Raw genomic sequence first — 17194 nt, 5'->3', positions numbered from 1 at the left:
TCCCCCGCACGACCATTCCTCTGGAGGAACAGTGAAGTTACGCAAGCTCCTTGCGTTGCCGGCCACGGCGGCCCTGCTGCTCACCGCGGCCTGCGGTAGCACCGAACCACCCGCACCCACCGACCAGGGCGGCGGCAACGCCCCGGAGGAGTCCGGCATCGGCGCGGTCGACCTCAACGCGGTGCCGCGCGAGGAGCTGCAGCAGGGCGGCACGCTGCGCATCCCGGTCACCGAGTTCGTCTACTGGAACCCGTTCAACGTCAACGGCAACGAGGCGGACTACGCCGACATCTCCGAGGCCCTGTTCCCCAACCTCTTCGTGGTGCCCGACTCCGGTGAGCCCGAGCCCAACCCGCTGTACCTGGAGTCGGCCGAGCTGAGCTCGGAGGACCCCACGGTGGTCAACTTCACGCTCAACCCGGCCGCGGTCTGGAACGACGGCGAGCCGCTCGGCGTCGACGACTTCCAGGCGATGTGGCAGGCCTGCAACGGCGAGAACACCGAGTTCCAGTGCGCCACCAACCAGGGCTACGACCAGATCGAGTCGATCGAGCAGGGGGCGACCGAGCAGGAGGTGGTGGTCACCTTCTCCGGCCCCTACCCGGACTGGACCCAGCCCTTCTCCCAGCTCTTCCGGGCCGAGTCGCTGGCCGACCCGGCCACCTTCAACGAGGGCTGGTCCGACGTCACCCAGATCGGCGACTGGATGTCGGGCCCGTTCGAGGTCGGCAGCTACGACGAGACCCAGCAGGTGCTGACGCTCGTGCCGAACGACACCTGGTGGGGTGACGCCCCGCTGCTGGACGAGGTCCAGATCCGCGTCATCTCCGCCGACGCCCAGGCCAACGCCTACATCAACGGCGAGCTCGACTCCTTCGAGATCGGACCCGACCCCGACGCCTTCCAGAAGGCCAGCGGGTACGCCGAGGGCGACGTCCGCAGTGCGCTGGGCCCCAACTTCCGCCACTTCACCTTCAACCACGAGGCCGGTGTCCTCACCGACCAGGCCGTCCGCCAGGCCATCGTCATGGGGCTGGACCGCCAGGCCATCGGCCAGTCCGACATGGCCGGCATCGACGTGCCGGTCCAGCCGCTGAACAACAACATCTTCCTGGCCTCCCAGGAGCAGTTCGTCGACATGGCCGCCGAGACCGGCATCGACTACAACCCCGACGCCGCCCGCCAGAAGCTGGAGGAGGCCGGCTGGACGCTGCCCGAGGGCGCGACCGTCCGCGAGAAGGACGGCGAGCCGCTCGAGGTCGACTTCAGCCAGATCGTCGGCGTCCCCGTCTCGGAGAACGAGGCGCTGCAGGCGCAGGCCCAGCTCGCCGAGATCGGCGTCCAGGTGAACATCGTCGACGCCACCCAGGACAACTGGATCGACAGGCTCACCGCCGGTGAGTTCGAGATCTTCGCCTTCTCCTGGATCGGTACGCCGTACCCGTACCAGTTCCGCCAGATCTACGTGACCGGCGGGGAGTCGAACTTCGGCCACCTGTCCAACGAGCGGATCGACGAGCTGGCCGACCTGGTCGACACCACCGTCGACCCGACCGAGCGCACCACCCTGGCCAACGAGGCCGCCCGGCTGATGTGGGAGGAGGTGTCCACCCTCCCGCTGTACCAGCGTCCGGAGATCGTGGCCGCCAGGTCCAACCTCGCCAACTACGGCGCGTTCGGGCTGAACACCATCCGCTGGGAGAACGTCGGCTTCCAGGCCTGACCCACCCTCCAGCACCGCCACCGGGGCCCCGTCCAGCACGGACGGGGCCCCGGGGCCTCTCCCGGGGTCGCCGGTCTGTCGCTAGGATCTGCGGACCATGGGTGATCCTCCGAGTCCGCAGCCCCATCCCGGGGCTCCCTCCAACCCGTCACCGGACGGTGCACGGTGACCTTCGACCTCCTCATGCTCGGCGTCGGCCTCGTGCTGACGATCGGCACCGGGCTCTTCGTCGCCTCGGAGTTCTCGCTGGTCAACCTCGACCGCGGAGAGCTCGAGGCCCGCCAGTCCCGTGGCGAGAAGCGTCTCGGCCCCACCATCGGGGCGCTCAGGACCACCTCCACCCACCTCTCCAGCGCCCAGCTCGGCATCACGCTGACCACGCTGCTCACCGGCTACACCTTCGAGCCGGCGATGAGCCGGCTGCTGGAGCGCCCGCTCGCCACCACCCCGATCCCCGACGCCGCCCTGCCCGTCATCGGCATGGTGGTCGGCGTCGGGCTGGCGACGCTGCTGTCGATGCTCATCGGTGAGCTGGTGCCGAAGAACTTCGCGCTGGCGCTGCCGCTGCGCACCGCCAAGGTGGTGGTGCCGTTCCAGGTCGCCTTCACCGCCGTGTTCAAGCCGCTGGTGCTGCTGTTCAACGGCACCGCCAACGCGGTGATCCGCTCGATGGGCATCGAGCCGAAGGAGGAGCTCTCCGGCGCCCGCAGCGCGGAGGAGCTGTCCTCGCTCGTGCGGCGCTCGGCGCGCGAGGGCCAGCTGGACGCCGACCACGCCACCCTGCTCAGCCGGACGCTGCGCTTCACCGACCACTCCGCCGGGGAGGTGATGACCCCGCGGGTGCAGATGGCCAAGCTGTCGGTCGACGACGACGCCCGCGCGATCATCGACCTGGCCCGCCGGACCGGCTACTCCCGCTTCCCGGTGATCGGGGAGGACGTCGACGACATCGTCGGCGTGGTGCACGTCAAGGCCGCCTTCGGCCTCGACCCCGACCAGCTCGGGCGGACCAGCGTCCGCAGCCTGATGGTGGAGCCGCTGCGGGTGCCGGAGCTGATGGGGGTGGAGCGGCTGCTCGGGCTGCTGCGCACCGCCGGGTTCCAGATCGCCGTCGTCACCGACGAGTACGGCGGCACCGCCGGGATCGTCACGCTGGAGGACCTGGTCGAGGAGCTGGTCGGTGAGCTGGAGGACGAGCACGACCGGGCCCGGGTCGGCCTGGTCCGCCACCGCGACGGCTCGGTCGTCTTCAACGCCCGGCTGCGCCCCGACGAGCTGCTGGAGCGCACCGGCATCGACGTCCCCGACGACGACGAGTACGAGACGGTCGGCGGGTTCGTCATCGACGTCCTCGACCGGCTGCCCGAGGTGGGTGACGAGGTGCGGCTGCGCCAGGGCGTCCTGCGGGTCGAACGGCTGGACGGGCCCACGGTGGAGCGGCTGAGGTTCATCGAGGTCGTCCCCGACCCCGACAACGCCAACGCCACGGCCCCGACGCGGACGGAGGGCGAGGATGTCTGAGTACGTGCCCGGGCTGGTCGCGCTCTTCGTGCTGCTGCTGGCCAACGCCTTCTTCGTCGGTGCGGAGTTCGCCGTCATCTCCGCGCGCCGTTCCCAGATCGAGCCGCGGGCCGAGCAGGGCAGCAGCGCGGCCCGCACCACGCTGTGGGCGATGGAGCACGCCACCCTCATGCTGGCCACCAGCCAGCTCGGCATCACCATCTGCTCGCTGCTGATCCTCAACGTCTCCGAGCCGGCGATCCACCACCTGCTGGAGTACCCGCTCGGGGCGACCCCGCTGCCGGAGGGGGCGATCAGCGCGATCGCCTTCGTCATCGCGCTGCTGCTGGTGACCTTCCTGCACGTGGTGTTCGGCGAGATGGTGCCGAAGAACCTGTCGTTCTCCCTGCCCACCCGGGCGGCGCTGCTGCTGGCCCCGCCGCTGGTGTTGTTCTCCCGGCTGGTACGCCCGGTGATCTGGCTGCTCAACGGCGCCGCGAACGCCGTCCTGCGGCTGTTCCGGGTCGAGCCCAAGGACGAGGCGCAGAGCACCTACACACTGGAGGAGGTGGCCACCATCGTCAAGCAGTCGACCCGGGAGGGCACCCTCAGCGACACCACCGGCACGCTGAGCAACGCCTTCGAGTTCACCGAGAAGACCGTCGCCGATGTCGAGGTGCCGCTGGAGTCGCTGGTGCTGCTGCCCTCCGACGTCACCCCGGCGCAGCTGCAGCGGGCGGTCGCCGAGCACGGCTTCTCCCGCTACGTGGTGACCGACACCGAGGGCTCACCGGCGGGGGGCTCACCGGCCGGCTACCTGCACCTCAAGGACGTCCTCGACCTCACCACCGACTCCCGCCGCGACGAGCCGGTGCCGACGAGCCGGATCCGCACCCTCAGCCCGGTCTCCCGCGACGCCGAGCTGGAGGACGCGCTGGCCGTGATGCGGCGCGAGTACAGCCACCTGGCCACCTGCCTGGACGCCGAGGGCGAGCCCACCGGCGTCCTCTTCCTCGAGGACATCATCGAGGAGCTGGTCGGTGAGGTCGAGGACGCCGCCAGCACCACCGACTGACCCATCCGTCGGCCGCCGCCACGCACCGCCGCCCCCTCCGGACCGGCCACCTCACACACCTTCGTGCGACGCCACACCCGCTGCAGCATGTGCGCCGTCGCACGAAGGTGTGTGGAGCGGGGCGGAGGGCGGGCCGGGGCGCCCGCTCAGCCCTTGATCGCCCCGGACGTCATCCCCGCCACCATCTGCCGGTTGAACACCAGGAACATGATCAGCGGCGGGATGGTGATGAGCAGGATGTTCATGAACAGCAGGTTGTTCTGGGTCAGGTACTGGCTCTGGAAGTTGTAGAGGGTCAGCTGCACCGTCGGGTGCGAGGGCAGGAAGTACAGCGGGTTGACGAAGTCGTTGAAGACGTTGACCGACTGCACCACGATGACCGTCACCGCGACGGGACGCAGCAGCGGGAAGACGATCCGGAAGAACAGCCGCAGCGGCCCGGCCCCGTCCACGATGGCCGCCTCGTCCAGGTCCTTCGGGATGGTGGCGATGAAGGCCCGGAACAGCAGGGTCGAGAACGACAGCCCGAACACCACCTCGATGAGGATCAACCCCGGCATGGTGCGGAACAGCCCGAGCGCCTGCAGCACCCAGATGGTGGGCACCACCGCCGGCGGGATGATGAGCCCCGACAGCACGATCAGCTGGATCACCGGGCCGCTGCGTCCCGGCCGGCGCTGCCAGACGAAGGCGGTCATCGCCGAGAGGATGACCATCAGCGCCACCGAGACCACCGTCAGCACGGTGGAGTTGATGAAGGCGATCACCAGCAGGTACTCCCGGGTCTGCAGCACCTCGACGAAGTTCTGCACCAGGGCGACCTCGGTGGGCCAGCTGAACTGCAGCAGCGACGACTCCGCCGGGGTCTTGATCGCCGTCAGCGCGATGAAGACGAACGGCACGATGAACACCACCGCGAAGACGGCCAGCACGAGCACCGAGAGCGCGACCCGCACCGTGCGGTTCACAGGTCGACCTCCCGCCGGGTCAGGAACCAGTTGAGCGGCAGCGCGATCGCGGTGACGACCAGGAAGAGCACCACGTTGCCGGCGGTGGAGAGCCCGTAGAAGCCGGCCTGGTACTGCTTGTAGATCACCGAGGCGATGACGTCGGAGGCGAACCCGGGACCGCCGCGGGTCATCGCCCAGATGAGGTCGAAGGAGCGCAGCCCGCCGATCAGGGACAGGATGATGACGGTCGCGGTGGCCGGTCGGGAGAGCGGCAGGATGATGGTGAAGAACTGCTGCAGCCGGCCCGCGCCGTCCACCCGGGCGGCCTCGAAGTACTCGTGCGGGATGGCGAGGATGCCGGCGATGTAGATCAGCGTGGCCAGCCCGATGCCCTTCCAGATGTCGACCAGCGCCACCGAGTACAGCGCGAGCGCCGGGTCGGCCAGCCACAGCACGCCGTCGATCCCGAACAGCGCGAGGACGGAGTTGATGAGGCCCTCGTCGTCCATCAGCGCGGTGAAGGTGATGCCCACGCCGATGGTGCTGACCAGCACCGGGAAGAAGAGCACCGAGCGCAGGAACGTCCGGCCGATGATGCCGGAGGTGAGCAGCACCGCCAGCGGCAGCCCGAGCACCACCTTCGCCCCGGAGGTGATGACGGCGTAGACGAGGGTGTGCCACAGGCCCTGCACCAGCGACGGTTCGGCGAAGAACCGGGCGAAGTTGGCCCAGCCGATCCACTCCGCCTCCCGCAGGTCCCAGCGGGTGAAGGCGAAGTAGAACGACGAGACCGTCGGCACGATGAACAGGACCAGGTAGAGCACCGCGGGCACGACGTAGAACCACAGCGGGTAGACGCGGTCGCGGTAGCTGGCCCCGCGGCGTGACGCGGACGTCGCGGTGCGCAGGACAGGTGGTGTCCGGACCTCAGATGCCGACACTGGCGGCCCCCTCTGTCGACGGTGACAACGGGACTTGAATCGTTCCACGGAACTTATCGCGCCACGACCTGCTGTCAAGACCCCCGCCGCGCCCGCCGCGCCCGGCCGCCCTGCCGGCCCCTTCCCTCCCCATCCCCCAACCCCCGCGAGTGTGGCGATCCCGTCGCACCCGTACTGCCGGATCCACCGGAACGCCCACATCCCCTCGCGGACGACGCACCGACCGGCCTCCCGGACGGCCCCATCCGCCGCCCGCCGTCCTTCCCGATGACGCCATCCGCCGCCGGCCGTCCTTCCCGCGGGTGTGGGCGTTCCGTCGTTCCGGCGTCGTCGAAAGCGACGGAACGGCCACAGTCGCGACGGGAGGGAGGCCGGGGCCGGCGGGAGGCGGGGCCCGGCGGGAGGCGGGGCCGGGGGCCGGCCGGGCGGGAGGGCGGGGTTGGGGGGCTCGTCGCGGGGAGCGGGACGGCGGGCGTGCGGTCTTGACGGTCGGACGCGGCGTGTGCTGGGCTCTTGAATCGTTCAAGCAACCGGAGGAGACAACGATGTCCGACGGGCTCAGCACCGACGCCCAGATGATCACCGCCGCCGACGCCACCGACCCGGCCCCGCTGTTCCGCACCACGCTCGCGCTCGACCCCGGGCACGGGGACGTCCGCAGCGCCCGGCTGCGGGCCAGCGGGTACGGCGTGTTCGAGGCCAGCATCGACGGCCGACCGGTGAGCGAGGCGGTGCTCAGCCCGGGGTGGTCCAGCTACGAGTGGCGGCTGCGCCACACCGACGACGACGTCACCGCACTGGTCCGCGACGGGGCGGTGCTGGGCTTCGCGGTGGGCAACGGCTGGGCGCGCGGCCGGCTCGGCTCCCGCGGGCTGAAGGACGTCTACAGCGACCGGCTCGGCGTCATCGCCGACCTCGAGGTCGAGTTCGCCGACGGTCACCGTCAGCACCTGGTGACCGGTGAGGGCTGGGAGTCCGGACCGTCCCGCACGCTGGCCAACGACCTGTACGACGGCCAGCACATCGACACCCGGCGGCGTCCGGCCGACCCTTGGGCCGACCCCGACGGCTGGCAGCCGGCCACCACCATGGCCTTCGACCACGCGCTGCTGACGCCCTACCTCGGCCCGCAGGTGCGTCGGCACGAGGAGCTCTCCCCGCAGCGCATCTGGACCTCGCCCAGCGGGCGCACCCTGGTCGACTTCGGGCAGAACCTCGCCGGCTGGATCCGCGTCCGGCTGTCCGGCCCAGCGGGCACCGAGATCACCATCCGGCACGCCGAGGTGCTCGAGCACGAGGAGCTCGGCACCCGTCCGCTGCGCTCGGCCCGCGCGACCGACACCTTCGTCTGCTCCGGGGAGGTCGAGGAGGTCGAGCCGACCTTCACCTTCCACGGGTTCCGCTACGCCGAGGTGAGCGGCTGGCCGGGTGAGCTGCGGCCGGAGGACCTGACCGCCGTCGTGGTGCACTCCGACCTGCACCGGCTGGGCCACTTCCGCTGCTCCGACGAGCGGGTCAACCAGCTGCACGACAACGTGGTGTGGAGCCAGAAGGGCAACTTCCTCGACCTGCCCACCGACTGCCCCCAGCGCGACGAACGGCTGGGCTGGACCGGTGACATCGCCGCCTTCGTGCCCACCGCCACCTTCCTCTTCGACGTGCAGGGCTTCCTGCTGGACTGGATGGCCGACGTCGAGGCCGAGGCGTCCCACAACGACGGCATCGTGCCCTTCGTGGTGCCCGACGTGCTCAAGTACGAGGCACCGCGTCCGGGCCGCGACCGCAACAGCACCTGCCTGTGGAGCGACGCCGCGGTGTGGGTGCCGTGGGCGCTGTGGCAGGGCTACGGGGACCTGGGTGTGCTCGAACGCTGCTACCCGACGATGACCGGCCACGTCCGCCACGTCCGCGGGCTGCTGTCGGACAACGGGCTGTGGGACACCGGCTTCCAGTTCGCCGACTGGCTCGACCCCACCGCCCCGCCGGACGACCCGTTCCGGGCCAAGGCCGACCCCGGTGTGGTGGCGACCGCCTGCTACTACCGCAGCGTCGACCTGCTCCGCCGGACCGCCGAGCTGCTCGGCCGCACCGACGACGCGGCGGAGTTCGGCCAGCTGGCCGACGACCTGCGCGCCGCGTTCCAGCGGCACTACGTCAGCGACGGCGTGGTGGCCTCGGACTGCCCGACGGTCTACGCGCTGGCGATCTGCTTCGGTCTGCTCGAGCCGTCCGACGAGACGGCCGCCGGCGCGCGGCTGGCCGAGCTGGCCGCCGAGAACGACCACCGGGTGGCCACCGGGTTCGCCGGGACGCCGTTCGTCTGCGACGCGCTCACCCGCACCGGCCACCTCGACGTCGCCTACCGGCTGCTGCTGCAGACCGAGAACCCGTCGTGGCTCTACCCCGTGACGATGGGCGCCACGACCATCTGGGAGCGGTGGGACTCGATGCTGCCCGACGGCACCATCAACCCGGGCCAGATGACCAGCTTCAACCACTACGCGTTCGGCGCGGTAGCCGACTGGCTGCACCGGGTGGTCGGTGGGCTGGCACCGCTGGAGCCCGGCTACCGTCGGGTGCTGGTGGCGCCCCGTCCCGGGGGCGGGCTGACCTCGGCCAGCACCGCGCTGGAGACCCCGCAGGGCCGGGTCGAGGTGGCGTGGGAGGTCTCCGGCGCGGAGGTGCAGGTCGAGGTGATGCTGCCCGCGGGTGTCACCGCGGTCGCGGAGCGCCCGGACGGTCAGCGCGAGGAGCTGACCGCGTCCACCCGCCTCAGCTGGCCCGCCTGACCACCCGCTCGCAGGCGGGGACGTCCCGGCGCGGACGGACCGGGCTAGCCTCGCCCGCATGAGGGGTGCAGGCGTGCGGACGGACCGGGCGGTGCGCGTCGCCCCGGCGATGCCATGAGCGAGGTGTTCGCGTTCGGGCCCGCCCCCAGCCGCGTGGCCGTGGACGCCCCGCTGGTGCGGGCGCTCGTGGCCGAGCAGTTCCCCCAGTGGGCCGACCTGCCCGTCCAGCCGGTCGAGCACGGCGGGTGGGACAACCACACGTTCCACCTCGGCCGCGAGATGTCGGTGCGCCTGCCCACGGCGGCCGAGTACGCGCTGGCGGTCGAGAAGGAGCACCGCTGGCTGCCCCGGCTCGCGCCCCAGCTCCCCGTGCCCGTCTCCACCCCGCTGGGACGCGGCCGGCCGGGTCAGGGCTTCCCCTTCGCCTGGTCGGTCTACCGCTGGCTGGACGGGCAGACCGCGGACGCCGAGCGCATCACCGATCCGGTCGGGCTCGCCGTCGACCTCGCCGACTTCCTGCTCGCGCTGCAGCGGGTCGACCCGACCGGCGGCCCACCACCGGGCACCCATTGCTGGTTCCGCGGTGGGTCCCTGCGCACCTTCGACCCGTTCACCGAGGACGCCTTGCAGACGCTGTCCGGCCACCTCGACACCGAGCGGGCCCGTGAGGTCTGGGCGTCGGCGCTGGCGGCGCCCTGGGACGGCGTCCCGCGGTGGTTCCACGGCGACGTCGCCGAGGGCAACCTGCTGCTCGAGGGTGGGCGGCTCGCGGCCGTCATCGACTTCGGCACCTGCGGGGTGGGCGACCCGTCCTGCGACCTCGCCGTCGCCTGGACCGTGCTCGACGCCGCCGGCCGGTGGGTGTTCCGGGAACGGCTGGGCGTCGACGACGACACCTGGGAGCGCGGGCGGGGCTGGGCGCTGTGGAAGAGCCTGGCGACGTACGCCTCCTCGCTCGGAGAGGACGACCACGCCGCCCCCGGGGCCTGGCGCGCCGTCGAGGCGCTGCTCGAGGACGACCGGCCACCGACGAGCTGAGCCCGGGACACGACGCGGCGCCCGCCCGAGAGGGACGGGCGCCGCGGTCGTCAGCGGGCCGGGATCACCAGCCCGGCAGACCGAGCTGCTCGGCCTGCTTCTTGACGTCCTCGTCGTACAGCGCGGCCGCGTCGGCGGCGCTGCGGGTGCCGGTGCCCACCTCGATGCAGATCTGCTCCAGGGCCGGGCCCTTCACCGGGGAGACGAACTCCAGCGCCGGCGTGGAGTTGCCCTGCTCGGAGTAGGCGACGACGTCCTTGATCCCGCGCGGCACCGAGTCCGGCACCGTGCAGCTCCGCATGCCGTAGGCGCCACCGGGGAAGGCCGACTCCGACATCGCCGTGCACCCCTCCTGGCTGGCGACGAAGGCGACGAACCGCTTCGCGGCCTCCAGCTCCGGGCCGGTGGCAGTCGCCGGGATGTAGAGACCGCCGGGCTGCCACTCGGTCAGGCCGTAGTTCGCCTCGTCCTCACCGGGCAGGGCGAAGAAGCCGATGTCGTCGACCGCGTCCGGGTTGTTCTGGGCCAGCGACTCCAGCGTCCAGCTGAGGATCGGGAAGTGCACGCCGTCGCCGCTGGCGATCATCGCCAGCGCCTCGTCGAGGGTGGTGGAACCGGCGTCCTCGTTGATGTAGCCGGCCTCCCGCACCTCCTCGATGTGGGTGAACCCGTCGAGCGCGGGTGGGTCGGCGTACTTGACCTGGTTGGCGGTGTACTGCTCGGCCCAGCCCGGGCTCTCGGCCTCGACGTTGTGGTAGTCGGCCAGCACGAACAGCTGGGACGTCCAGGTGGTGCCGTAGGCCTGGACGACCGCGGTCTTGCCGGCCGCCTTGATCTCCTCGTTGTTGGCCATGAACTGGTCCCAGGTGCGCGGGATCTCCAGCCCGAGCTCCTCGTAGACGGCCGCGTTGTACATCACGCCGCCGCCGCTGCCGGCACCCCAGGGGGCGCCGTAGACCTGGCCGTCGGCCGTGACCGTCGGGGCGAAGTTCTCCGTCAGCTCGGCCACCCAGGGCTGGTCCGACATCAGTGTCAGGCTCTGGGTGGGGTTGAGGGCCTGGAACAGCGAGCCCGAGTTGTACTCGAACAGCTCCGGCATGTCCTCGGTGGCCAGCCGGGTCTTGATCAGGTTGTCGCCCTCCGAGCCGCCGGGGCGGGTCTCGATCTGGATGGCGACATCGGGGTTGGCGGCCTCGAAGGCCTCGACCACGCCCTCGGTCAGCGCCACGTCGGTGGGCTCGCTGCCGGAGAGGAACGTGATCGTGGTCTCGGCGTCGCCCGTGGTGCTGGTCAGGTCGCCCGCCTGGCAGGCTGTCGAGGCCAGGAGCAGCGAGATGGCTGCGACCGCTCCGGCCCCCGTCTTCGGTGAACACCTCATCGTGTACCTCCGCACAGAAACGTTTCAACGACTGTAGGGAGGGGGCTGCGCGAGGGTCAAGGGTCGGCGGGACAACGATCCGGTCACGCCCTCGCCCCTTCACACACCGTCGTGCACCGCCACCCATGCTGCAGCAGGGGTGCCGGTGCACGAAGGTGTGTGCCGGGTCGGGGTGCCACGGCGGCCGCGGGCGGCCCGGCGGTCAGGGGGCGGGGTAGGCCGGGGGCAGCGGGAGGCCGTTCTCGGCCATCACGGTGCGCAGCCGGTCCGGGTAGTCGGTGATGATGCCGTCGACGCCCAGGTCGATGAAGTGGTCCATGGTGGCGGGATCGTCGACCGTCCACGGGATCACCTTGAGCCCGCGGGCGTGGGCGGCCTCGACGACCTCCCGGGTGGTGAAGGGGACGAAGTCCGGGTCGTCGATCGAGCCGCCCTGCGGGTCGCCCTGCACCGGGGACACCGCGGTCAGCCCGGGGATGGTCGCCGCCGCGGCGATCCAGTCGCCGCCGAAGTCGTCGACGTCGCGCCCGCCCAGCCATCGCGAGCGTCCCGGCTGGCCGGCCTGCAGGAACTGCTGGCCGTTGGTGAGCGCCACCAGCGGCAGCTCGGGCGCGATGGCGTTCATCAGGTCGAGCGCGCCCCAGTCGAAGGACTGCACGGTGACCTGGTCGGACATCCCGGAGCGGTGGATCTCGGAGGCGACCGCGCGCACGAACCGCCCGCGTGGGGCGGTCTCGCGCGGGGCGCCTGCCTCGACCTTGGTCTCGATGTTGAGCATGACGTCGTCGGCCCCGTGCTGGCGGACGACCTCGAACACCTCCCACAGCTCGATCATCCGGGCGCCCTCGACCACCTCCTGGTCGGGGTGGCCGGGCGCGGGCCGGAACCCGCAGTCCACCGTCTGCACCTGCTCCAGCGTCAGGTTGGTGATGTACTTCCCGACGTAGGGGAACTCGGGGTCGCCCGGGGTGACCGGCGCGGTGTCGCGGCACTTGGTGGCCGAGATCTGGCGGTCGTGGGTGACGACGACGTGGTCGTCCTCGGTCACCTGGGTGTCCAGCTCGAGGGTGGTGACACCCAGCTGCAGCGCCTTGGCGAAGGCCTCGCGGGTGCTCTCGGTGGTCAGCCCGATGCCGCCCCGGTGGGCCTGCAGGTCGAACGCCTCGTCGGCGGCGGTGGCGTGGGTGGCGGGCAGCGTGGTCAGGGTCAGCAGGGCGACGCCGGCGGTGACGGCGGCCCGGGTGCGCAGGGAGGTGGTCACCCTCCCCAGTCCACCCCATCCCACCCCGCCTGGCCACCCCGGTCGACCGCTGTCCGGCGAGTGTTCACCGCCCTGACACCCCTCCGGGCGTCTGGTGGAACGTCCGGCTGCGATGACGCAGCGGGACGTTCCACCGCAATGCGCGCCGTCGCCGGGGCGGCCGTTTGGGCACGTCGGGGCCCGGGCAGAGTGGGGGCATGAGCACTGAGCAGAAGACCGTGGCCTTCCTCGTCGCGAGCGAGGGCATCGAGGCAGCCGAGCTGACCGAGCCGTGGCAGGCGGTCACCGACGCCGGGCACCGGGCCGTCCTGATCAGTCCCGAGCCGGGGAGCGTGCAGCTCTTCGAGCACCTGGACAAGACCGAGACCCGCGAGGTGGACGTCATCGTCGCCGACGCGCAGCTGGCCGACTACGACGCGCTCGTGCTGCCCGGCGGGGTGGCCAACCCGGACGCCCTGCGCCTGGACACCGACGCCGTCTCCTTCGCCCGCGAGTTCGTGGAGTCGGGCAAGCCGGTCGCCGCGATCTGCCACGCCCCGTGGACGCTGGTCGAGGCGGACGTCCTCAAGGGTCGCCGGCTGACCTCCTGGCCGAGCCTGCGCACCGACATCCGCAACGCCGGCGGTGAGTGGGTCGACGAGGCGGTGGTGGTCAGCGACAACCTCATCACCAGCCGCAACCCCGGCGACATCCCGGACTTCAACAACGCCCTGCTGGAGGCGCTGCACCACGGCGCCGCCCAGCACGCCGGCTCCGTCTCCCAGGGATCCTGATGGCGGACGGTCCGCAGGAGACCGACGGGCCGGTGGAGGACGCCGTCACGCTGGCCGTCCTGGGCGCCGGCGGTGACCTCTTCACCCGGCTGCTGCTCCCGGGGCTGGCGAGCCTGCTCGCCGACTCACCCGGGCTGCGGGTGACGCTGGTCGGCGCCGGCCGCCGTCCGTGGGACGACGACGAGTTCACCCGGCTGGTCGCCGACGGCGTCCCCGAGGACGTCCGCGACGCCCCGGCCGGGCGGTACCTGCTCGAGCACGTCCGCTGGGCGCCCACCGACGCCACCGACGCCGACGACCTGCGCCGGCTGCTCGACGGCGCCGAGGGGCGCACCGCGCTGTACTTCGCCCTGCCGCCGCGCGTGACCGTCGAGTGCTGCGAGGTGCTGGCCGGGCTCGACCTGCCCGACGGGCTACGACTGGTCGCGGAGAAGCCGTTCGGCACCGACCACGAGAGCGCGGCGGCGCTCAACGAGCGGATGCGGGCGCTGGTCGACGAGGAGGACATCCACCGGGTCGACCACTTCCTCGGGCTGCCGTCGACGTGGACGCTGCTGTCGCTGCGGCTGGCCAGCCGGGCGCTGGCGCCGCTGTGGCACCGCGACCAGGTCGAGTCGGTCGGCATCGTCTGGGACGAGACCCTGGGCCTGGAGGGACGGGCCGGGTTCTACGACGGGACCGGCGCGCTGGTCGACATGGTCCAGAGCCACCTGCTGCAGGTGCTGGCCGTGGTCGCGATGGAGCCGCCCGCCGCGATGACCTCCCGCGACCTGCGCGACCAGATCGCGGCCGCGCTCCGGGCGACCTCCGTGTGGGACGGCGACCCCGTGGCCAGCAGCCGGCGGGCCCGCTACACCGAGGGCACCGTCGACGGGCGGTCCCTGCCGTCCTACGTCGACGAGGACGACGTCGACCCGTCGTTGGAGACCGAGACGCTGGCCGAGCTGACGGTGCAGGTGGCGACCGGGCGGTGGGCCGGCGTCCCGTTCCGGCTGCGCAGCGGCAAGGCGCTCGGCGCGGACCGGTCCGAGCTGCGGCTGACCCTGCGCCCACCGGCCCACCGGGTGCCCGGGCTGACCGGTGACCCCGGTCCGGAGGTGCTGGTCGTCGACCTGCGCACCGGCGACCTGCGCTGGGAGCTGACCACCAGCGGACGCGGCGACCCGTCCGAGCTCGAGCGGACCCCGCTGGTCGGCCGGCTGGGCGAGCCGCGGATGGAGCCGTACGGCGAGGTGCTGCGCGCGGTCTTCAGCGGCGACGCCCGCCTCTCGGTACGCGGCGACGCCGCCGAACGGTGCTGGGAGATCCTCGCCCCGGTGCAGGAGGCCTGGCGCTCGGGCGAGGTGCCCCTGGAGGAGTACGCCGCCGGCTCCGACGGCCCGGCCTGACCGCAGGCGCCGGGTCGTCGCCCTTCGACAGGCCCTGCGCGGGGGTCGGGTCGCCGCACACCTCACGACGGGCGTGAGCCTCAGGGCGCTGGCGGGTCAGGGTGCGGGGAGCTCGACGGAGCGCAGGGCCTGGCGGGCGTGGGCGGCGGTGACGGGGTCGGTGCCGGAGCCGAGGGCCCAGACGGCGGCGGCGGCGGACTGGAGGCGTCCGGGGTGGCCGTCGGCGGTGGCGACGACCAGCTCCACCGCCTCGGGCTCCCACCGCACGCCCACCCGCTCGGCGGGCCGCTGCAGCGCGCGGGACGCCTCCTCCTCCGACAGCGCCGGCAGGGGGCGCAGGTCGAACCACTTCTCCGGGTGGTCGTTCACCGGCCGCAGGCCGTCGCCGCGGAGCCGCTCCCAGGTGTCGGGGCCGCCGGTGGCGACCAGCAGCACCGGGGCGTCCGGCGGCGTCTCCATCAGCTCGACCGCGACGCCGAGCCGGCCGGCCTCCTCGGGGTCGACGAGGTGGAGGTCGTCGATCCCGACCACCAGCCCGCGTCCCTCGCCGTCGACGCCGGCCAGGTCGGTGAGCACCTCGGCCAGGAAGCCGGGCAGCCGGGCCACCCGCTCGGCCAGGGCAGCCGTCTCGTCGGCGTCGAGCAGGTCCAGCCGCAGCCCGAGCGTCGCCAGCTCCGGCGCCAGCGCGTCCCGCAGCCACGCCCCGGGGCGGCCGTCGACGCGCAGCACCCGGTAGCCCTCGCCGGCGGCGAGCTCGAGCGCCCGCCCGAGCAGCACCGTCCGTCCCGCGCCGGGAGGGCCGGTGTGCACGACGTCCTTGGGCAGGTGCGCGGCACCGCGGGCCGTGCTGAGGGTGCCGGTCCAGCGCTCGAGCACCGCGTCGCGCCCGACCAGCTCCGGCGGCACCCGTCCCGCCCCGGGGGTGTACAGCGGCTCACGCATCGTCGTCCTCCCTGCTGCCGTCCTCGACCCACCTCACCGGTCGACCCCCCTGTCCCCCGGCCGGCGCGGCAACCGGATCCGGGCGCCACGGCGGGTGCCGTCGCCGGTGGTCGTCCCGGAGCCGTCGAGCTCACGGCGGGCGGCGCCGGGGAAGGTGATGCGGCGCAGCGAGTGCAGCGCCGACCCGAGCACGGACCGCTGCCCCGCCGGTTCGGCCGTCACCTCCGGTGGACGCTCGCGGACGGCCCGGGCGTGCAGCTCGAGGACGAACCGGCGGTCGGCGGGGTTGGCCAGCGTCAGCGCACCGCTGCGGGTGCGGTGCAGGTGGCCCGCACCCAGCAGGGCGTCGCGGACGGCGTCCGGGTCACCGGCGCTGCCCAGCGTGGCGCGCACGTCGGCGGAGGTGGTCGTGCCGCCCCGGGCGCAGACGGCGGCCAGGTAGTCCAGCTGCCGGTCGTCCAGGCCGGCCACCCGGCGCGAGGTCTCCACGGCGTGCTCGTCGACCACCGCGGCGATCCCGCGGGCGGCGTGCTCCACGGTGACCGGTTCCAGACCGTGGCCCTGCTCCCACACCCCGCGCGCGTAGCGCTGCAGCGCGGCCGGGTGGCCCTCGGAGGCCTGCAGCACCATCCGCACCGCCTCCGGCTCCCAGTGCACGCCCAGCTGGTGGGCGGGGTAGGCCACGGCGTGGTAGGCGTCCTGCGGCGAGAGCTGCGGGGCGAGGTGGTCGAAGCGCAGGACGCCCTCGGGGTCGACGACCCCGCGCTCGGCGTCCCCGCGCAGCCGGTCCCAGACCGAGGGGTCCCCGGCCCCGACCAGGGTGACCGGCGCCTGCCCGTGGGCGCGGTCGAGCTGGCTGAGGGTGGCGTCGAGGAAGCGCAGCTCCTCCGGCGTGGCCCGGTGCAGGTCGTCGACGAGGACGACCAGCCCACCGCGGTCACGACGCCGGCGGCCGGCGGCCAGGGCGTCGAGCGACGCCGCCATCTGGACCGGGCTGCGGGTCAGCTCCTGCTCACGCAGCTCGGTCCGCACCCCGGCCGACGCGGTGAACACCCCGAGGTTGAGCCGGGCGCTGAGGTCCTGGCCCGAGAGCCGCCAGCGGCGTCGCCCCCGCTTCCCCTCCTCCAGCGCCTGGCAGGCCGCGGCCAGGCTCTCGGTCAGCCGCTCACCGGAGATGCGGATGACCTTGACGTCCTGCTGGCGGGCGAGCTCGGCCATCCAGTGCAGCAGCGCCGACTTGCCGCCGCCCCGGGAGGCGGTGAGGACGACGTCGTCGGCGCCGGCGCGCCCGCGCGCACGCAGGTCGGACAGCCGGTGCTGCCAGGCCCGCAGCCGGTCGTCGTGCCCCACCAGCAGGGGCGGCGGCCGGTCACCGCGGGTTTCGTAGAGCTGTGGACGCATCGTGGACCTCCCGGCGCTGAGGCTAGCCACCGGTG

Annotated in this window: 13 protein-coding genes; 7 read left to right on the top strand and 6 right to left on the bottom strand. The window is 72.6% G+C overall.

Translation table 11 applies throughout. The annotated features are described in order from the left end of the window. Positions 1-31: 31 nt before the first annotated feature. The 3 genes from DT076_RS07790 to DT076_RS07780 all read left to right on the top strand — a co-directional run bounded on the left by DT076_RS07790 (position 32) and on the right by DT076_RS07780 (position 4298). Complete coding sequence (locus tag DT076_RS07790) at positions 32-1723, top strand: ABC transporter family substrate-binding protein (RefSeq protein WP_114126102.1); 1692 nt, start codon at positions 32-34, stop codon at positions 1721-1723. Between the two features lie 165 nt (positions 1724-1888). After that, positions 1889-3244 carry a hemolysin family protein gene (locus DT076_RS07785; RefSeq protein WP_199539041.1) on the top strand — a complete coding sequence of 452 codons (1356 nt, stop codon included), beginning with the start codon at positions 1889-1891 and terminating at the stop codon, positions 3242-3244. Continuing rightward, the gene (locus tag DT076_RS07780) at positions 3237-4298 is read left to right on the top strand and encodes a hemolysin family protein (RefSeq protein WP_114126101.1); all 1062 of its coding nucleotides are present in this window, start codon (positions 3237-3239) and stop codon (positions 4296-4298) included. Before DT076_RS07785 ends, DT076_RS07780 begins: the two co-directional genes overlap by 8 nt. Before the next feature lie 146 nt (positions 4299-4444). On the opposite strand, the gene DT076_RS07775 is transcribed toward DT076_RS07780, so the two are convergent. Next, a complete protein-coding gene (locus DT076_RS07775; protein ID WP_114126100.1) occupies positions 4445-5266 on the bottom strand; it encodes a carbohydrate ABC transporter permease in 822 nt (273 codons plus the stop codon). Next, complete coding sequence (locus tag DT076_RS07770; protein WP_233493773.1) at positions 5263-6189, bottom strand: carbohydrate ABC transporter permease; 927 nt, start codon at positions 6187-6189, stop codon at positions 5263-5265. The genes DT076_RS07775 and DT076_RS07770 overlap by 4 nt, the downstream gene beginning before the upstream one ends. Positions 6190-6734: 545 nt before the next feature. Here DT076_RS07770 and DT076_RS07765 point away from each other — a divergent pair. Together DT076_RS07765 and DT076_RS07760 are read left to right on the top strand one after the other, a co-directional pair. Next, a complete protein-coding gene (locus tag DT076_RS07765; RefSeq protein WP_233493772.1) occupies positions 6735-8978 on the top strand; it encodes an alpha-L-rhamnosidase in 2244 nt (747 codons plus the stop codon). Between the two features lie 114 nt (positions 8979-9092). Continuing rightward, positions 9093-10016, top strand: a complete 924-nt coding sequence (locus DT076_RS07760; protein WP_114126098.1) for an aminoglycoside phosphotransferase family protein — start codon at positions 9093-9095, stop codon at positions 10014-10016. Between the two features lie 64 nt (positions 10017-10080). Here DT076_RS07760 and DT076_RS07755 read toward each other — a convergent pair whose 3' ends face one another. Both DT076_RS07755 and DT076_RS07750 read right to left on the bottom strand, forming a co-directional pair. Beyond that, positions 10081-11394 (bottom strand): ABC transporter substrate-binding protein, encoded by a 1314-nt coding sequence (locus DT076_RS07755; RefSeq protein ID WP_114126097.1) that lies wholly within the window; start codon positions 11392-11394, stop codon positions 10081-10083. A 202-nt stretch (positions 11395-11596) separates the two neighbouring features. Beyond that, complete coding sequence (locus tag DT076_RS07750; RefSeq protein WP_233493765.1) at positions 11597-12655, bottom strand: glycerophosphodiester phosphodiesterase family protein; 1059 nt, start codon at positions 12653-12655, stop codon at positions 11597-11599. Between the two features lie 197 nt (positions 12656-12852). On the opposite strand from DT076_RS07750, the gene DT076_RS07745 reads away from it, so the two are divergent. Together DT076_RS07745 and DT076_RS07740 are read left to right on the top strand one after the other, a co-directional pair. Continuing rightward, positions 12853-13428, top strand: coding sequence for a type 1 glutamine amidotransferase domain-containing protein (locus tag DT076_RS07745; protein WP_114126096.1), 576 nt, complete (start codon positions 12853-12855; stop codon positions 13426-13428). After that, the gene (locus DT076_RS07740; RefSeq protein ID WP_114126095.1) at positions 13428-14816 is read left to right on the top strand and encodes a glucose-6-phosphate dehydrogenase; all 1389 of its coding nucleotides are present in this window, start codon (positions 13428-13430) and stop codon (positions 14814-14816) included. Before DT076_RS07745 ends, DT076_RS07740 begins: the two co-directional genes overlap by 1 nt. 96 nt (positions 14817-14912) lie before the next feature. On the opposite strand, the gene DT076_RS07735 is transcribed toward DT076_RS07740, so the two are convergent. After that, entirely contained in the window at positions 14913-15758 is an 846-nt protein-coding gene (locus DT076_RS07735) for an ATP-binding protein (RefSeq protein WP_114126094.1), read from the bottom strand. 33 nt (positions 15759-15791) lie between these two features. Beyond that, positions 15792-17159 carry a hypothetical protein gene (locus tag DT076_RS07730; RefSeq protein ID WP_114126093.1) on the bottom strand — a complete coding sequence of 456 codons (1368 nt, stop codon included), beginning with the start codon at positions 17157-17159 and terminating at the stop codon, positions 15792-15794. Between the last annotated feature and the right edge of the window lie 35 nt (positions 17160-17194).

The organism is Desertihabitans brevis (genome assembly GCF_003327535.1).
Lineage (GTDB): Bacteria > Actinomycetota > Actinomycetes > Propionibacteriales > Propionibacteriaceae > Desertihabitans > Desertihabitans brevis.
This window is presented reverse-complemented; position numbering and strand designations above follow the sequence as displayed.